Source organism: Planotetraspora thailandica (assembly GCF_016863335.1).
Taxonomy (GTDB): Bacteria; Actinomycetota; Actinomycetes; order Streptosporangiales; family Streptosporangiaceae; genus Planotetraspora; species Planotetraspora thailandica.
Map to the genome: position 1 here is coordinate 127863 of NZ_BOOR01000025.1, position 15545 is coordinate 143407.

The following is a 15545-nucleotide window of genomic DNA, read 5'->3' on the forward strand; positions in this document are numbered from 1 at the left end:
GGGCCGGGAACACGACGGCTTTACGATCTGGGGGGATGTTTCATGCCAAAGCATGACTAATGCGCCAACTATAACTAAAGAGAGGGTAAACGGGGCAAAGCACGCTAATCGGATGGTAGATCTATCTTGTCCGGATTCGCCCGCTCTGGCCGTACGGTGAGCGGGCATGGCAAGATCGCAGGATGTCGTTCGACGCCTGGAAGTGGATCAACGAGCCTCGTGACTGGGACACGGAGGACGGGCTGCGCGTGGTCGCGGACCCCGACACCGACCTGTGGCAGAAGGCGCACTACGGATACTCCTTCGACACGGCCCACATGTTCGGCCGCCAGATCGAGGGAGACGCGCGGGTCACGGCGACCTTCTCCGCGCGTTACGCCGATCAGTACGACCAGGCCGGCGCGATCCTCCGCATCGACGAGGAGAACTGGATCAAGGCGGGCGTCGAGTTCGTGGACGGCGCCCACCAGCTCAGCGTGGTCGTCACCCGCGGCTTCTCCGACTGGTCGGTGACCGCCGCCCCCGGCGTGCCCGCCTTGGTGACCGTCGACCTCGAACGCTCGGGCGACGCCGTGACGGTCCGGTACGGCCTGGACGGCGCCGAGCCGGTGCACATGCTGCGCCTGGCCTACTTCCCGCCGGGGGTGCCCGCGATCGCCGGCGCGATGTGCGCCGCACCCAGGGGCGCCGGATTCGAGACCAGGTTCACCCACCTGTCCGTCTCCTGAGCAGGCGCCCCGGATCCCACAACTCCTGCGCCGGGGGCGAAAGCCGTACAGTCGCCGCATGGACGACATCACCCCAGCGAGCGGCCATCTGACGAACGCCGAGGCCGCGGTCCTCGACGCCGTCGACGAGGCGGAGACCGTGCGCCTGCTGGCCGAACTGGTCCGCGTCCCGAGCGTGACGGGCACGGACGCCGAGTCCGACCTGCAGGACCGGTGCGCCCGCATGCTGGCCGAGTGTGATCTCGACGTCGACATGTGGAGGCTCGACCTCGACGGGCTCCGCTCCCGCGACGGCTTTCCCGGCACGGAGGCCGAACGCGCCGAGGGTTACGGAGTGGTCGCCGTCACCGAGGGCGAGGGCGTCCCCGCGCTCGTCCTCCAGGGTCACGTCGACGTCGTGCCGATCGGCGACCCGGCCAAATGGGAGGGGCAGGACCCGTTCGGCGCCCGCGTGAGCGGCACCACGCTGCACGGCCGGGGCGCGTGTGACATGAAGGCCGGTCTCGCGGCGAACATCGCCGTCGTCCGGGCGATCCGCCGGTCAGGCGTACGGCTCGCGCGCCCGCTCGCCCTGCACTGCGTTGTGAGCGAAGAAGACGGAGGGCTGGGCGCGTTCGCCACGCTGGCCCGGGGCCACACCGGCGAGGCGGCGGTGATCGCCGAACCCACCAGCGGCAAGATCATCACGGCGGCTGCGGGTGCCCTCACGTTCCGCCTGGAGGTGCCGGGGAAGGCCGCGCACGGTGCCACCCGCTACGAGGGCGTCAACGCGGTCGAGGCGTTCTGGCCGGTCTTCCAGGCCGTGCGCCGCCTGGAGCGGGAGCGCAACCGCGACCCGCATCCGCTGTTCGCCGGCAACCCGACGCCGTACCCGATCGAGATCGGCACCGTGCACGCGGGCGACTGGTCCAGCAGCGTGCCCGACCTGCTGGTGGCCGAGGGACGGCTCGGCGTGCGCCTCGACGAGGACCCCGCCGACGCGCGCGCGGCCTTCGAGCGCACCCTGTCGGAGCTGGACGATCCCTGGCTGCGGGCTCACCCCGTCACGGTGACCTGGCCGGGCGGGCAGTTCGCGAGCGGTCGCCTGCCCGAGGGACATCCGCTGCTCGCCGAGACGGCCCGGGCGGTCGCCGACGCCGGCGGCGCGCGTCCCGGCACGCATCCCGACACCGCGGCCGCGCCGTACGGCAGCGATCTGCGCCTGTACGCGGCGGGTGGCATCCCCACCCTGCACTACGGCCCGGGCGACGTACGGCTTGCGCACGCCCCGCGCGAGCAGGTCGACCTGCGTGAGCTGCGCGACGTCACGCGGGCGCTGGCCCTGCTTGCCCTGCGCCGGTGCACCGTGATCTAGGGGGCCCACTCAGCGTACGTTCAGGATGCACGTGCAGCTTCCCGATGCACCGCCTACGGCGTCTTCCCGGCGAACCAGCGGGGTCAGTACGTGCTGGTGACGGACGCGATCTCGTGGAGGGGGAACTCGAGGTAGTCGCCCGCCTCCTCACACCACGCGTCCAGCACGCCGCTGCGCAGCTCGCCGTGGCTCACGGTCGCGGTGACGCCGTCGGCGAGGGTGATGAGCGCGCGCACGTCGCGGTCGACCACGAACCCGAGCAGGGACTGCTGCGCGGTCGGCAGGCGGGTGGCCATGCGGCCGATGACGGCCCACGTCTGCCCGCCCGGCCCGGACGAACGCGCGCTGACGAGCAGCCGGCGGGCGTGCTCGCGCGGATCGGGAGCGGGTTCGAGGAGCGCCGCCGGGGGGTCGAGCTCGGCCACCCGCCCGCCCGGCAGCAGCGTCAGCCTGCCGGGCGCCCGGCGGATCGTGATCTGCCCGGTGTCGTCGACCGGCACGGGCGCATACCCCGCCTCGCGCAGGGCCGCCAGCGTCTCGCCGGCCGGCGCCGACCCGGCGAGCACGGTGGGGGCCAGCAGGCGCAGCCCGAGCCTGCCGAGTTTGCGATGGGCCGCGATCTCCGCCAGCAGCCCCGGGTCGGAGCCCTGGACGATGCAGCCGACCGACGACACCGTCACCTCGCCGTGCCGCCGGGCCACGTCGTGGACCAGGTAGGTCAGCGGCTGGGGGAGCGTGCCGACGGCGGCCAGCTCGGCGAGCAGCCGGTCGGCGTCCTCTCCGGCGTCCAGTGCCCGCCGTACGCTCGCGGGGCTGAAGCGCCACACCGAGGCGGCGCCGCGCGACTCGCGGTCGGCGGCCCGGTCGAGCAGCGACGACAGCTCGACCGACGGCGGCCCGGTGACTACGGCGGTCAGGTCGGCGCCGAACAGGGCCGTGCGCTGTGCCCCCGCGAGGGCGGCGGCGGACTGTTTCGCGAGCGCCGGGTCGTGCTCCACCTGGGGCGCGTCGGCGTCGCCCTCGTTGCCGGCGATCGCGGACAGCGCCGCGAGCGCCCGCCCGAGGCCGGTCAGCGTGTCGTGTGTGCACAACCCGAACAGCTGAGCCTCCTCCAGTACGGCGGGGGCGCATTCGGCGAGCAGTTCGGGGTCGAGCAGCGGAGCCCGCCAGCGCACCGACTGCACGAGCTCCGGCAGCGAGGCGAAGGCCCTGCCTTCCGGGATCTCGGCGACCGCACCGAGTACGGCCCACCGGATCCTGGCGATCGTCTCCCCGGCGGGGTCGTCGCCGAGGACGGTCGGGTAGCGGCCCGCGGGCCGCCGCAGCGACGAGCGCTCCATCCGCCACCACGCCGCGACCAGCACCCGCAACCGGGCGGGGGCGTCCTCCAGCCTCCACGCGTCGAACCTGTCGGTCGGCACCAGGCCGCCCTCGTCGTCGTCGAGGGCGATCAGCCGGGCGACCGTGCAGACCTCGAGCAGCAGCCGCGTCTCGTCCTCGGAGCTGCCGGTCTCGCGGGCCACCCGGCGGATCTCGCGCACGCCCACGCCGCCGTTCTTCAGCAACGGCAGCGGAGTCTTGCCGGCGTTCTCCAGCAGCGCGGTGGCCCGGTCGACCGCGTGCGGAGCGGCCAGGCACATCGCATGGCCGGCCGCCTCGGCGTCGGCGTGCACGGTGCCGAGGTGGGGCGGGTCGGGGGTGAACGGACCGTGGTAGTCGGGGCCGCGCAGCGCGAGCGCGACCTCGCGGGGCATCTCCGCCACATCCCATTGCGTCCGGAAGAGCAGCCCGTGGTCGGCGGCCCACCGCTCCGGCGTGCCCGGCGTGACGAAGCGGTTGCCGTCCACGCTGCGGACAGGACCGTCCCACGCGAAGTCGTCGAGCATGCCCAGCGTGCCGTCCGGCGCCTCGCCCACCAGCGCGGCGAGCCGTTCGTGATCGCTCAGCGACGCGACGACCTTCACGGCCGCGTTGCGCTTGCCCCCCTGGTACGGCAGGCCGAGGTTGCGGCAGAGCCGGCGCAGCGCCTCGGTGTTGAGCATCCACGAGTCGAGATAGGACGACAGCGGCTCACCCAGCCCGCACGGCGCGGCCCACCATCGGGCGACGGCGCCGGGAAGGGTGATTCTGCCGTCGAGGCCGGGCCAGGCGAGCGCGTGGTCGTAGAGGCGGTCCAGCCACGGGATCACCTCGGAGGCGCTCACGCCGAGGAACCGGGCCAGCTCGTCCTCGGTCGGACGCCCGCCGATGACCAGGCACGCCTGAAGGATCTCCAGGGGCGGGAGGGGGAGGCCGCGCATGACCTCGGTGAGGGCGAAGCCGTCGGTCAGCCGCTGGGCGAGCGCGTCCAGCCTGCGGGGCCACGGAGCGGCGAGGGCGTCCGGGCGGTTGGCCAGCACGCGGGCGAGCCGGTCTTCGTCGAGAGCAGTCAGCCAGCCGATTAGGTGATCGTCCATCACAGATCTCTCGGATGTCTCAGGAAGCGACCGTGATATTGATCACGCCCGTGACGGGGGATCGCATGTCACAAGCTACGAGATCACGATATTTCGCTATTGATCGCTATGAAACGGACAGGCCGTTCACTGATTACGGTTCGATCTCAGCACATCCGGCGCCGACGTGCCGAGCATTCATGTCAGACGGGCCGCCTGCCAGGGGGCGCTCCCGTGCATTCCGGGCTGCACGGGAGCGCTCCGAGGCCGGCGGACCGATGTCTTGCGCTAGCAAGATCTGGCTGTCAGGACAGGTGCTGAATTTCGCCGTCGCGCGTCGCGTGGGACGAGAAGGCCGGAAGGGGTCAGCCGGACAGGACGGCCCAGACCGCCTTGCCCTGCGGGACGAGTGGACACCAGCCCCATCGTGCGCTCAGCGACTCGACGATGTGCAGCCCGAGACCGCCCACCTCGAACGGCGCCGGGTCCCGCATCACCGGCGCCGCGACCCCCGGGTCGGTGATCGCGCAGGTCACCAGCATGCCCCTGCGGATCAGAGACAACCGGATGACCTCCCTGTCGCGGGCGGGGCTGAGGACCAGGCCGTGCCGCAGGGCGTTGGTGACCAGTTCGGAGACGACGAGCTCCATGCTGTCGTCCAGCCGGCTCATGTTCCAACCGGAGAGCGTCCCGGAGGCGAAGCTCCGCGCCGAGTGCACGGATTCGGCCCTGGGAGGGAGAACGAAGGTGGCGCTTGCTGTGGTCGCACCGGGATCGAGGAGATCGCGTGCGGGCTCGGGCCACCAGCCGATCGGCGGCCACCAGTCGAGCGCCGACCACTGGTTTCGGCCACGAGTCGCGTTCGTGGACTGCACGAGATCATGATGGTGGACACTCCTGTGCATGTGCAAGAGCGAATGCACGTGCACGCGCCTGTTGCAACCGCTACGGTTACCGGAAACAATCCTGGGACGAAGGGGGCGATCTTTGACAGACTGTGAACCAGTCCACAAAGCGGAGGAATAGCACGTGTCGATAGATCCGCCGGGATCCGGTTCCACCGTTCGGCGAATCATGCTCGGTGCCAGCCTTCGCCGGTTGCGCGAGGCGCAGGGACTCACCCGCGACGTCGCGGGGTTCCACATCCGGGCTTCAGAGTCCAAGATCAGCCGGATGGAGCTCGGCCGGGTCGGGTTCAAGACGCGCGACGTCGAAGACCTGCTCACGCTGTACGGCGTCGTCGACGACGCGGAACGGCGAGGCCTGCTCGAAATGGTGCGCGAGGCCAACACTCCAGGGTGGTGGCACAAGTACGGCGAGGTCCTGCCGAACTGGTTCATCACCTACGTCGGGCTGGAGGAGGCCGCCAGCGTGATCCGCACCTACGAGGTGCAGTTCGTGCCCGGCCTGCTGCAGACGGCGGCGTACGCGCGTTCGGTGATCCAGTTGGGATACCCCGACGCTCCGGACGGAGAGATCGAACAGCGCGTGCATCTGCGCATGCAGCGACAGGAGCGGCTGACGCGCCCCGACGGCCCCCGGCTCTGGGCGGTCGTGGACGAGGCGGCGCTGAAGCGGCCCATCGGCGGAGGGGGGATCATGCGGGAGCAGCTCCAGCATCTGCTGGAGGTCGCCACGCTGCCCAACATCACCCTGCAGGTGATGCCCTTCCGTTTCGGGATGCACGCGGCCGAAGGCGGGGCGTTCACCATCCTCCGCTTCCCGGAGTCCGACCTGTCCGACGTCGTCTACGTCGAGCAGTTGTGGGGCGCCCTCTATCTGGACAAGCGCGAGGACATCGACCCGTATCTCACGGCTATGGAGCAGTTGTGCGTGGAGAGCACCACGCCCGGGGGTACCGCCGAGATTCTCGGCGAATTTCTCAGAGAGACATGAATGCAGACATATAACGGGATGCCAGCGAGCGACCTGACCGGGGTCACCTGGCGGAAGAGCGCCCACAGCAACTCGACCGGCAACTGCGTGGAGCTGGCCGAGCTTCCCGACGGCAGCGTCGCCGTACGGAACTCCCGCTTCCCCGAAGGGCCGGCTCTCATCTACACGCGCGACGAGATCCGCGCCCTCGTGCTCGGCGTCAAGGACGGCGAGTTCGACGGCCTGCTGGTTTAACCCCGTGTTTACATCGCGCGCACGCGCGTAACAGTCGAGGCCGGGCGCCGTAACAAGGATCCGGCAGATTGGAACCCTGAGAACGTTGAAGATTCAAGGGGGACCCGTCATGTTGGACCAGATGACCCTTTACCCGGTGGCCGACGACGTGTTGTTCGCCCCCGGCGGCCGTGTCGTGATTCGCACGTACGGCGTCGCCTCCACCGCCCCTGAGGACGGGCAGGCGCGGACCGTGGCGTACCGGACATGGGTCACCGGGGTCCGCGACCAGCCCAGGTGCTGGCGGTGGGGTCATTTCGAGGACGCCAGGCGCGGTCACAACAAGGTGCTGGAATGGCTGACCGGCCGAGGCCCGCAGCCCCAGCCGATCGCCGCAGTCTGACGCTCGGGTCTCCCGGCCTCAGGTCGTCTCAGGCCGGGCCCTCCACCGGGGCGTTCCATCGGAGCAGGACGGGCTCTTCGTGTTCGTATCCCAGGATCGAATACGTCCCCGTGTCGAGCCGCAGATGCCGCCCCTCTACCGCGGGGAGCTGCAGCCAGCGGGCGGACAACACCCGCAGGAAGTGGCCGTGCGCCACGAGCAGCACGTCGCCCGGGGCCTCCTTGATCCGCTCGATGACGCGGTCGGCCCGCTCACCGACCTGCTCCACCGTCTCACCCGGATGATCGGCGTCGCCCGGGACGATCCCGTCCCGCCACAGGTACCAGCCGGGACGGCTCTCGCGGATCTTCGGGGTCGTGATCCCCTCGTAGCCGCCGTAGTCCCATTCCCACAGGTCGGGGTCCACCTCGTAGGAGGTGACTCCGGCGAGCTCCGCCGTACGCCGGGCGCGCTGGGCCGGGCTCACCAGGGCGAGCGCGAACTCGCGACCTTTGATCACCCGCGCCAGTGCGCGCGCCTGGTCCTCGCCTCGCTCGGTCAACGGCAGGTCGGTGCGGCCCGTGTGCCGCCCCGCCCTGCTCCATTCGGTCTCGCCGTGTCTCAATAGAAAGATTTCCATAGCAGGACAATCATGCCCGTACGGATTTTGCTCGCCGCGGGCGGCAGGAGTGGCGGCCGTCACGTCCTCAGAGGGCTGCTGCTCAGAGGCGTCGAGAACGGCGGACGGGGTGGCCCGTTGACTTGATGCGCGGTGGCCTGCAGTAAGGTCGCCGCGGAGGTCGCTATGGAACCGGTTTCAGTGGGTTTGGTCGGCGCGGGACCGTGGGCGGAGATGGTGCACGCGCCCGCACTGGCGGGTGGGCCGCACACCCGGCTCGCCGGCATCTGGGCGCGCAGGCCCCAGGCGGCCGACGAGCTCGCGGCCGCGCACCGGGTGCCGTCGTACGAACGGCTGGAAGAGCTGTTCGACGCCTGCGAGGCCGTCGCGTTCTGCGTCCCGCCGGCGGTGCAGGCCGTGCTCGCGGAGAAGGCCGCGCGAGCGGGCAAGGCACTGCTGCTGGAAAAGCCCTTGGCGGCCGACCTGGATGCGGCCAGGCGCCTGGCCGAGGTGATCGGCGAGACCGGGGTGGCGTCCCAGATGGTCTTCACCTTCCGCTATTCGCCGGCGACCACGGCGTTCCTCGACGAGGCACGGGCGCTGAAGCCCTTCGGCGGACGGGCGGCCGACATCTCGGGTGCTCTGCAGGGCGGGCCGTTCGCGACGCCGTGGCGGCTTGAGCGCGGCGCGGTGCTCGACATCGGCCCCCACATGATCGACCTGCTGGACGCCGCGCTCGGCCCGGTCGTGTCCGTACGGGCGCACGGCGACCCGCTCCGATGGGTCGGCATGCTGCTCGAGCACGTGGACGGTGTGGTCAGCGAGGTCTCGCTGTCCATGGCGGGCCGGGGTGAGCTGCCGCCGTCCCGCGTCGAGGTCTACGGCACGCAAGGGAGCGCGTCCCTGCTCGGGAACACCCTCGGAGACGGCGTGTTCGCCGCCGTGGCCCGCGAGTTCGCCGGCACGGTCAGGCGGGGCGGAGGGCACCCCCTTGATGCCCGCCACGGCCTGCGCATCCAGGAGATCATCACGGAGGCCGAGAGCCAGCTCGGCTGAGCCGTCCTCCGGCGTTTGCAATCGGTTTGCGGTTGGATTGAGGCGGCCCGCAGGGCCATGGGCATGGTGCTTGGAACGCACTAATGTGCCGGTCATGCGCCCCCTCATCCGGCATTTCGCCTCGATTCCCCGGGCCGACCTCCTGATCGGCGCCGCGATCATCGTGATCGGCACGGTGGAGGCGCTGACCGTCGCCCCCGCCTACGGCGCCGCCGACGACCCGGAGATCTGGTGGATCGGGCAGGCGCTCGTCACCGGCGTGCTGCTCTGGTATCGCAGGAAGCACCCCGTCGCCGTCTTCATCCTCATGATCCTCGCGCAGTACGCCTGGCACCGGCAGGGCAACGAGGGCTGCCAGGTCTGGCAGTTCGCCGCGTTGTGCATCGTCTTCCACACCGTCGGCTCGCACCTGCCGGCCAAGCCGGGGGCGGCGTGGGCGCTCACCGGCATCCTGATCTTCGACTCCGGGGCAGTAGACCATCGTGTCCTGCCGCTGGACGAGGTCATCTTCCTCACGGTGAGCTTCGGTCTGGCCTACGTGACCGGGATCTCCCTGCGCGGCTACCTCGTCCGGGTGCACCGGATGGCCGAGCGGGCCGCGCTCCTGGAGGTCGAGCGCGAGCGCAGGGCCGCCGAGGCCGTCGCGGCCGAGCGCGCCCGCATCGCCAGGGAGCTGCACGACGTGGTCGCCCACAGCGTCAGCGTGATGGTCATGCAGGCGGGCGTCCTGCGGCGCTCCCTCAGCCGCCGAAATGATCAGAGCGAAGGTCACAGCGGGGGCCACGTGGCGGAGGTGCTGGCGGGCATCGAGCAGGCCGGCCGCGACGCCGTCGACGAGCTGCGGGTCATGCTGGGCGCCCTCAGGATGCCCCAGGACGAGGCGCTGCCCCAGCCGGGGCTCGACATGGTGGGCAACCTCATCTCCACCGTCGGCGCGTCGGGCCCGCGGCTGAGCCTGGCCGTCGAAGGCGAGCCCGTACGGCTGGCGCCGGGGCTGGACCTGTCCGCCTACCGGATCGTGCAGGAGGCGCTCACCAACGCGGTCAAGCACGCGGGCCCGGCCGAGGTGCGCATCCGCATCGCCTACCAGGGGGACGCGCTGGAGCTGGAGGTCGCCGACGACGGCCGGGGCGCGGCCTGTGAGCTGTCCACGGGCAACGGGCTGATCGGCATGCGGGAGCGGGCGGAGCTGTTCGGCGGCAGCCTCGACGCCGGTCCGCTGCCGGGGGGCGGATTCCGGGTGCAGGCGCGGCTGCCGCTCGCCCGCGGGGTCTCCATGAGCGAGGTGGCGGGATGACCGTCCATGCTGGGACGGCCGCGCCGTACGAGGACGGTGAGCGGGCGGTGATCCGGGTCGTCCTCGCCGACGACCAGGTGATGGTGAGGGCGGGGCTGCGCATGGTCGTCGAGAGAGAGCCGGGCCTGGAGGTCGTCGGGGAGGCGGCCGACGGCGCGGAGGCGGTGGAGCTCGCCCGCCGGCTCAGGCCCGACGTCGTGCTGATGGACATCTCCATGCCCCGCCTGGACGGCCTGGCCGCGGCCAGGAGGCTGCTCGGCGCCCCGCACCCGCCGAAGATCATCATGCTGACGACGTTCGACACCGACGAGAACCTCTACGCGGCGCTGAAGGCCGGCACCAGCGGGTTCCTGCTGAAGGTGTCGCCCCCCGAGCAGCTCATCAAGGCGATCAAGGCGGTCGCGTCGGGCGACGGCCTGCTCGACCCCGCGGTCACCACCCGGGTGATCGCGGCGTTCGCCCGGCGGCACGAGCCGGTCACGCCTCCCCGGCTGGCGGAGCTGACCCCGCGGGAGACCGAGGTGCTGCGGATGCTCGCCCGCGGTCTCACCAACGCCGAGATCGCCGGGAGACTCTTCGTCGGCGAGGCCACGGTCAAGACCCACGTCGCCCGCGTGCTCATGAAGCTGGGGCTGCGTGATCGCACTCAGGCCGTCGTCTTCGCGTACGAGTCCGGCGTGGTCACCCCCGGGTCACCGGCCCGGTAGCCGGCGGCCCATTCCGCGCCGCTCATGCGGAGCAGCCGCACGCCGAGGTAGCCGAGCACGACCAGGTTGCCGCCGCTCCAGAGCAGACTGATCGGGCCGTACGCCGTGACGTTGGGCAGGATCCACACCAGGGCGCCCGCCACGGGGACCCACCAGCGCACGAACCCCGCGCGGGTCAGCGCGGCCAGCAACACGACCAGGCCGATCGGGCCGAGGAAGACCCACGGCATCTGGAACGACAGGACGACGCCGGGCAGGCCGAAGACCTCGTTGAAGAGCTTCTCGGCCTGGTCGGCGGGGTAGTGCCGGCCGAACCACCACTCGACCGGATCGCCCAGCAGCAGCGCCGACAGGTTGATGAACCCGAGCGCGGTGAGCACGCCGCCCACGTGCCCGAGCACCACGCCCTTCGCGCGGGTCAGGTGGAGCAGGCCGAGCGCGGCGATCGGGAGCAGGACCCAGCTCCAGTGGTAGAGGGCGGACTGCAGCTGGGCCATGGCGGGGTTCACCGCGAAGGTCGCCACCTCGCGGTCGTCCTCGCCCCAGGTGCCGGGATCGACGAGCGTGGCGGTGAGCTGGAGGAGCGGGGAGACGATCAGCGTCACGCCGATCGCCGACCGCCGGAAGGCCCCGGCATCGGACAGGTTGAACATCGGAGATCCCCTCGGAAAGGCGTTCCTGACAGCCGGGGACGGTAGGCGCGCGGCGGGGCCCGCGGCGTCCGCTGCGCGGGGGATTCGCCCTCCTCCGAGCGGGTGACTTATCGGCGGATTAGCTGACTTTGTGTATATTTTCGTGCAGATAGCTCAAAGAGCAGGAGATATTTCATGAGGGCATTCCCGTCGGTCCTGTTCGACGAAGCGCACAACGAGGCATGGACCATCCGGCGCGAGGCCGCCGAGGCCATGAACCCCGCGCATCCCGACGACAGCGGTTATGTGACCGCCGCCGCCGTCCTGCGCAGGCTCGGGCAGACCGTCGCCGCGCACACCGAGGGCCCGGTGACGGGTTCGGTGCTGGACGGCCACGACGTGTTCGTGATCGCGCACCCGTCGGAGGATCGCTGGGAACGCACGACCGGCCTCGGCGGCCCCGTCTTCACGCCCGAGGAGCTCGACGCGATCGAGGCGTACGTCGCCGCCGGAGGCGGGCTCATCGTGCTCGGTGAGTGTGAGCAGGACAAATACGGCAGCAACCTTGCCGAACTGCTCGGCCGCTTCGGCGTGGGCATCGAGCACGCCACCGTCCAGGACCCGGCGAACTGCCACAATCGGGTCGCCACCTGGGTGCTCGGCGTGCCCGCGGCCGAGCCCGTGGACGCGCAGGGCCTGCGCCACGACCTGCTGGCGGGGGTCAGGCAGGCCTGCTTCTACCGCGCGGGCACGTTGACCGCCCCCGAGGGTGCGACCGTGCTGTTCGCCTCGTCCGCGACCGCCGACCCCGCCGGCCGTCCCCTCGCCCTGGCCGTACGGCACGGCCGCGGCCGGGTGGTGGCGTTCGCCGACTCCGACCTGTTCGGCGACGACTCGATCGGCGACTTCGACCACGCCCAGCTGTGGTCCAACCTCGTCACATGGGCCGCCCGGGTCCCCGACACGGCCTCCGGCGCCTCGGGGGCCGCGAAGGCGCTGGGAGACGACTGGGCGGCGCTCAAGGCGGCCGTCGAGGAGCTCCGGCCGCTGCAGGCCAAGGACGGGTCGGTCACCGGCGACCACGACCGGGCCGCGGCCCTCGTCGCCGAGATCACCGACCGCGTGGAACGGCTCGCGCCCCGGTTCCCGCACGATCACGACTACCTCCAGGCGGTCGTGGCCGACTTTCGCAAATGGGCCGGCGCCGGGCTGGGTGTGCCCGACTTCCTCGACTCGCTGAACGCCTTCCACCCCGACACCCAACGGGTCGACGGGCTGGAGCATCTGGTCGTCTTCCCGATGTACACGCAGAACGGCAACCGCAACCGCAACGTCGAGGCCGTCTGGATCCGCGTCGTGTGGCCGGACTGGCTGGCCGAGCTGGAGCGGGGCGGCTACGACAACCCGATGTTCGTGCCGATCGCCTTCGAGGACTTCACCTCCGGCTACGACACCGACTCGGCGGTGCTGTTCCCCGAGACGGTCGCCGTGCGCCAGACGCCCCCGAGGTTCACCTGGGGCGGCATCTTCTGCGACCGGGAGGCCGCGCGGTTCCGCAAGGTCAGCGAGGCCGCCGCCGCCACGCTCAAGCTCGCCCTGCCGCCGGACGCCGCCCGGCTGCTCGCGTCGCAGGACCTCGCCCAGGACACCTACGTCATGTGGGACCTCATCCACGACAGGACCCACAGCCACGGCGATCTGCCGTTCGACCCGTTCATGATCAAGCAGCGCATGCCGTACTGGCTGTATTCGCTGGAGGAGCTGCGCTGCGACCTGACGGCGTTCGGCGAGGCGGTCAAGCTCGAGATCGACGGCGTGCCCCACGCGCGCTACGTGCAGTATGCGATCTTGTTCGACCGGTTGTTCCGCTTCCCGATCACGGGGGAGCGGGTGCGCAACTACGACGGCCTCGGCGGGCAGCTCCTGTTCGCCTACCTGCACAGGCTCGGCATCGTGCGCTGGACCGACAACCGCCTTTCCATCGACTGGGCCAGGGTCGCGGACGGCGTCGCCGACCTGCGCGGCGAGGTCGAGACGCTCTACCGCGACGGCATCGACAGGTCGAAGCTGGCCCACTGGCTGGCCGCCCACCGGCTCGTCTCCACCTATGTGGAGCCCCATCCGGCCTCGGTCTGGCACCAGGGGGTGCAGGCGCTGCCGCAGGAGCAGAAGGCGATGGTGGACGCCGTGCTGCCCGACGAGTTCCCCCTGAGCATGTTCTACGAGGCGCTGCGCCGTAAGCTCACCGACGTGGTCGAATCCACGCGAGGCATCAGGGCGTGACGCCCGGGCCCGATCGAAAGGCGGGGCATCGTTGAGCAGGGTCATCGTGGTCGCGGGCGCGGGAAGCCCCTCGGGGCAGGCCGTGGTCCGGAGGTTCACCGAGCTGGGGGACACCGTCGTCGCCGTCAGCAGGTCGGGACGCGACGGCGCCCTGGCCGTGGACCTCCAGGACGCGGCAGCCGTACGCGACCTGGCCAAGCGCGTCGAGGCCGAGCACGGGCGGGTGGACGGCGTCGTCCACCTGGTCGGCGGCTGGCGCGGGTCCAAGAGCTTCGCGGAGACCTCCCTGGACGACTGGGACCAGCTCCACGGCCTGCTGATCCGGACCCTGCAGAACGTCTCCCTCGCCTTCGAGCCGCTGCTGCGCGCCAGCGAGAACGGCCGGTTCGTCATCGTGTCGGCCAAGGCCGCCCAGAAGCCGACGCAGACGAACGCGGCTTACGCGGCGGCCAAGGCGGCCGCCGAGGCGTGGACGTTGTCGCTCGCCGACGCGCTGAAGGGCTCGGCGTCGGCGGCGGCGATCCTCGTGATCACCGCACTGGTGCACGATGGGATGAGGGCGGCGAACCCGGGCAAGAACTACGCGGCTTTCACCGACGTGGACGACCTGGCACGCGCCGTCGCCGGGTTGTGGGACCAGGACGCCGCCGCGGTCAACGGGCAGCGGATCGACCTCACCGCCTGATCCTTTTCACCACCAGCTAAGGAAATTTCGTGACAACCGATGCCGTCCGGCGGCATGAGCCGGAGATCAAGACGTTCGCCAGCGACAACTACGCGGGAGTGCACCCCGAGGTCCTCGAGGCCATCGCGCTGGCCAACGGTGGACACCAGGTCGCCTATGGCGACGACGTGTACACCGAGGCGGTGCAGGGCGTCTTCCAGCGGCATTTCGGCGAGCAGGCCGAGGCGTGGCCGGTGTTCAACGGCACCGCCGCGAACGTGATCTCGCTGCGTTCCATGTGCGCCCCCTGGGAGGCGGTGATCTGCCCCGAAACCGCCCACATCAACACCGACGAGGGCGGCGCCCCCGAGATGACGGGCGGGCTCAAGCTGCTCCCTGTGCCGGCCCCCGGCGGCAAGCTGACGCCCGAACTGATCGACTGGTACGCCTCGGGAATCGGCGACGTGCACCGGGCCCAGCCCCGGGTGGTCTCCATCTCCAACGCCACCGAGCTCGGCACGCTCTACACCCCCGCCGAGATCGCCGCCGTCTGCGACCACGCCCACGAGCTCGGCCTGCTCGTCCACATGGACGGCTCGCGCCTCACCAACGCGGCCGCGGCCCTCGACGTGCCCCTGCGCGCCCTGACCACGGACGCCGGGGTCGACGTGCTGTCCTTCGGCGGCACCAAGATCGGCCTGCTGCTGGGCGAGGCCGTCGTGGTGCTGAACCCGTCGGCCGTGCGCGGCCTGCCGTACCTTCGCAAGACCGGCATGCAGCTCGCCTCGAAGATGCGCTTCGTGTCGGTGCAGTTCGAGGCGCTGCTGGGCGGCGACCTGTGGCTGCGCAACGCCCGACAGGCCAACGGCATGGCCAGGAGGCTCGCGGACGGCGTGCGAGAGCTCCAGGGCGTGCGGCTGGCGCGGGAGGTCGAGGCCAACGCGGTCTTCGCCGTCCTGCCCGTCGACGTGGCCGAGCGCCTGCGCAAGCGGTTCAGGTTCTACGACTGGAACAGCCAGATCGGCGGGGGAGAGGTCGAGGTCCGCTGGATGTGCGCCTTCGACACCACCGAAGCCGACGTCGACGCCTTCATCGCCGCCCTCCGCCAAGAACTCCACCCCTGATCCACTCCCCACCCGCAACCCGTGGGCATGATCACGCAGCACCCCTGGGTCACGCAGGGCCCCTGGGTCACGCAGGACCCCTGGCCGTGATCACGCGCCACCCCGTTGGGCGTGATCATGCAGAAGTTCGCCCGCGTACGTGCTGGCCGCCCCAA

At 70.9% G+C, this 15545-nt stretch carries 15 protein-coding genes; 11 read left to right on the forward strand and 4 right to left on the reverse strand.

Going from position 1 to position 15545, the window contains the following annotated elements; all coding sequences use genetic code 11:
* Positions 1-182 precede the first annotated feature (182 nt).
* Together Pth03_RS18410 and Pth03_RS18415 are read left to right on the forward strand one after the other, a co-directional pair.
* Positions 183-728, forward strand: a complete 546-nt coding sequence (locus Pth03_RS18410; RefSeq protein ID WP_203945527.1) for a DUF1349 domain-containing protein — start codon at positions 183-185, stop codon at positions 726-728.
* A gap of 58 nt (positions 729-786) precedes the next feature.
* Entirely contained in the window at positions 787-2082 is a 1296-nt protein-coding gene (locus Pth03_RS18415) for an ArgE/DapE family deacylase (protein WP_239119143.1), read from the forward strand.
* Between the two features lie 83 nt (positions 2083-2165).
* Here Pth03_RS18415 and Pth03_RS18420 read toward each other — a convergent pair whose 3' ends face one another.
* Both Pth03_RS18420 and Pth03_RS18425 read right to left on the reverse strand, forming a co-directional pair.
* Positions 2166-4538, reverse strand: a complete 2373-nt coding sequence (locus Pth03_RS18420) for a helicase-associated domain-containing protein (RefSeq protein ID WP_203945528.1) — start codon at positions 4536-4538, stop codon at positions 2166-2168.
* A gap of 344 nt (positions 4539-4882) precedes the next feature.
* The gene (locus Pth03_RS18425; RefSeq protein ID WP_239119144.1) at positions 4883-5392 is read right to left on the reverse strand and encodes an ATP-binding protein; all 510 of its coding nucleotides are present in this window, start codon (positions 5390-5392) and stop codon (positions 4883-4885) included.
* A gap of 154 nt (positions 5393-5546) precedes the next feature.
* Here Pth03_RS18425 and Pth03_RS18430 point away from each other — a divergent pair, with 154 nt between their 5' ends.
* The 3 genes from Pth03_RS18430 (at position 5547) to Pth03_RS18440 (ending at position 7029) form a co-directional block, all read left to right on the forward strand.
* A complete protein-coding gene (locus tag Pth03_RS18430) occupies positions 5547-6413 on the forward strand; it encodes a Sco1979 family transcriptional regulator (protein WP_505873253.1) in 867 nt (288 codons plus the stop codon).
* Positions 6414-6647, forward strand: coding sequence for a DUF397 domain-containing protein (locus Pth03_RS18435; RefSeq protein WP_203945531.1), 234 nt, complete (start codon positions 6414-6416; stop codon positions 6645-6647).
* A gap of 109 nt (positions 6648-6756) precedes the next feature.
* Positions 6757-7029, forward strand: coding sequence for a hypothetical protein (locus Pth03_RS18440; protein WP_203945532.1), 273 nt, complete (start codon positions 6757-6759; stop codon positions 7027-7029).
* Between the two features lie 28 nt (positions 7030-7057).
* Here Pth03_RS18440 and Pth03_RS18445 read toward each other — a convergent pair whose 3' ends face one another.
* Positions 7058-7648 carry a histidine phosphatase family protein gene (locus tag Pth03_RS18445; protein ID WP_203945533.1) on the reverse strand — a complete coding sequence of 197 codons (591 nt, stop codon included), beginning with the start codon at positions 7646-7648 and terminating at the stop codon, positions 7058-7060.
* Positions 7649-7813: 165 nt separating this feature from the next.
* On the opposite strand from Pth03_RS18445, the gene Pth03_RS18450 reads away from it, so the two are divergent.
* The 3 genes from Pth03_RS18450 (at position 7814) to Pth03_RS18460 (ending at position 10687) form a co-directional block, all read left to right on the forward strand.
* Positions 7814-8683, forward strand: a complete 870-nt coding sequence (locus Pth03_RS18450; RefSeq protein WP_203945534.1) for a Gfo/Idh/MocA family protein — start codon at positions 7814-7816, stop codon at positions 8681-8683.
* Between the two features lie 94 nt (positions 8684-8777).
* On the forward strand, positions 8778-9980 hold the full coding sequence (locus tag Pth03_RS18455; RefSeq protein ID WP_203945535.1) for a sensor histidine kinase: 1203 nt from the start codon (positions 8778-8780) through the stop codon (positions 9978-9980).
* Positions 9977-10687: a response regulator gene (locus Pth03_RS18460; RefSeq protein ID WP_203945536.1), complete on the forward strand. Its 711-nt coding sequence runs from the start codon at positions 9977-9979 to the stop codon at positions 10685-10687. The genes Pth03_RS18455 and Pth03_RS18460 overlap by 4 nt, the downstream gene beginning before the upstream one ends.
* On the opposite strand, the gene Pth03_RS18465 is transcribed toward Pth03_RS18460, so the two are convergent.
* Positions 10627-11340: a hypothetical protein gene (locus Pth03_RS18465; protein ID WP_203945537.1), complete on the reverse strand. Its 714-nt coding sequence runs from the start codon at positions 11338-11340 to the stop codon at positions 10627-10629. The two genes, Pth03_RS18460 and Pth03_RS18465, sit on opposite strands and share 61 nt — an antisense overlap.
* 174 nt (positions 11341-11514) lie before the next feature.
* On the opposite strand from Pth03_RS18465, the gene Pth03_RS18470 reads away from it, so the two are divergent.
* The 3 genes from Pth03_RS18470 to Pth03_RS18480 are packed head-to-tail and all read left to right on the forward strand — an operon-like array spanning position 11515 to position 15390.
* Positions 11515-13602 carry a DUF6421 family protein gene (locus tag Pth03_RS18470; protein ID WP_203945538.1) on the forward strand — a complete coding sequence of 696 codons (2088 nt, stop codon included), beginning with the start codon at positions 11515-11517 and terminating at the stop codon, positions 13600-13602.
* 31 nt (positions 13603-13633) lie between these two features.
* On the forward strand, positions 13634-14287 hold the full coding sequence (locus Pth03_RS18475) for an SDR family NAD(P)-dependent oxidoreductase (RefSeq protein WP_203945539.1): 654 nt from the start codon (positions 13634-13636) through the stop codon (positions 14285-14287).
* Between the two features lie 29 nt (positions 14288-14316).
* Positions 14317-15390, forward strand: a complete 1074-nt coding sequence (locus Pth03_RS18480; protein ID WP_203945540.1) for a threonine aldolase family protein — start codon at positions 14317-14319, stop codon at positions 15388-15390.
* Positions 15391-15545: the final 155 nt, after the last annotated feature.

Bases quoted from the DNA above. Each gene is read 5' to 3' on its own strand.
- Pth03_RS18410 (WP_203945527.1), top strand. From the start codon at position 183: ATGTCGTTCGACGCCTGGAAGTGGATCAACGAGCCTCGTGACTGGGAC.
- Pth03_RS18415 (WP_239119143.1), top strand. From the start codon at position 787: ATGGACGACATCACCCCAGCGAGCGGCCATCTGACGAACGCCGAGGCC.
- Pth03_RS18420 (WP_203945528.1), bottom strand. From the start codon at position 4,538: ATGGACGATCACCTAATCGGCTGGCTGACTGCTCTCGACGAAGACCGG.
- Pth03_RS18435 (WP_203945531.1), top strand. From the start codon at position 6,414: ATGCAGACATATAACGGGATGCCAGCGAGCGACCTGACCGGGGTCACC.
- Pth03_RS18440 (WP_203945532.1), top strand. From the start codon at position 6,757: ATGTTGGACCAGATGACCCTTTACCCGGTGGCCGACGACGTGTTGTTC.
- Pth03_RS18445 (WP_203945533.1), bottom strand. From the start codon at position 7,648: ATGGAAATCTTTCTATTGAGACACGGCGAGACCGAATGGAGCAGGGCG.
- Pth03_RS18450 (WP_203945534.1), top strand. From the start codon at position 7,814: ATGGAACCGGTTTCAGTGGGTTTGGTCGGCGCGGGACCGTGGGCGGAG.
- Pth03_RS18455 (WP_203945535.1), top strand. From the start codon at position 8,778: ATGCGCCCCCTCATCCGGCATTTCGCCTCGATTCCCCGGGCCGACCTC.
- Pth03_RS18460 (WP_203945536.1), top strand. From the start codon at position 9,977: ATGACCGTCCATGCTGGGACGGCCGCGCCGTACGAGGACGGTGAGCGG.
- Pth03_RS18465 (WP_203945537.1), bottom strand. From the start codon at position 11,340: ATGTTCAACCTGTCCGATGCCGGGGCCTTCCGGCGGTCGGCGATCGGC.
- Pth03_RS18470 (WP_203945538.1), top strand. From the start codon at position 11,515: ATGAGGGCATTCCCGTCGGTCCTGTTCGACGAAGCGCACAACGAGGCA.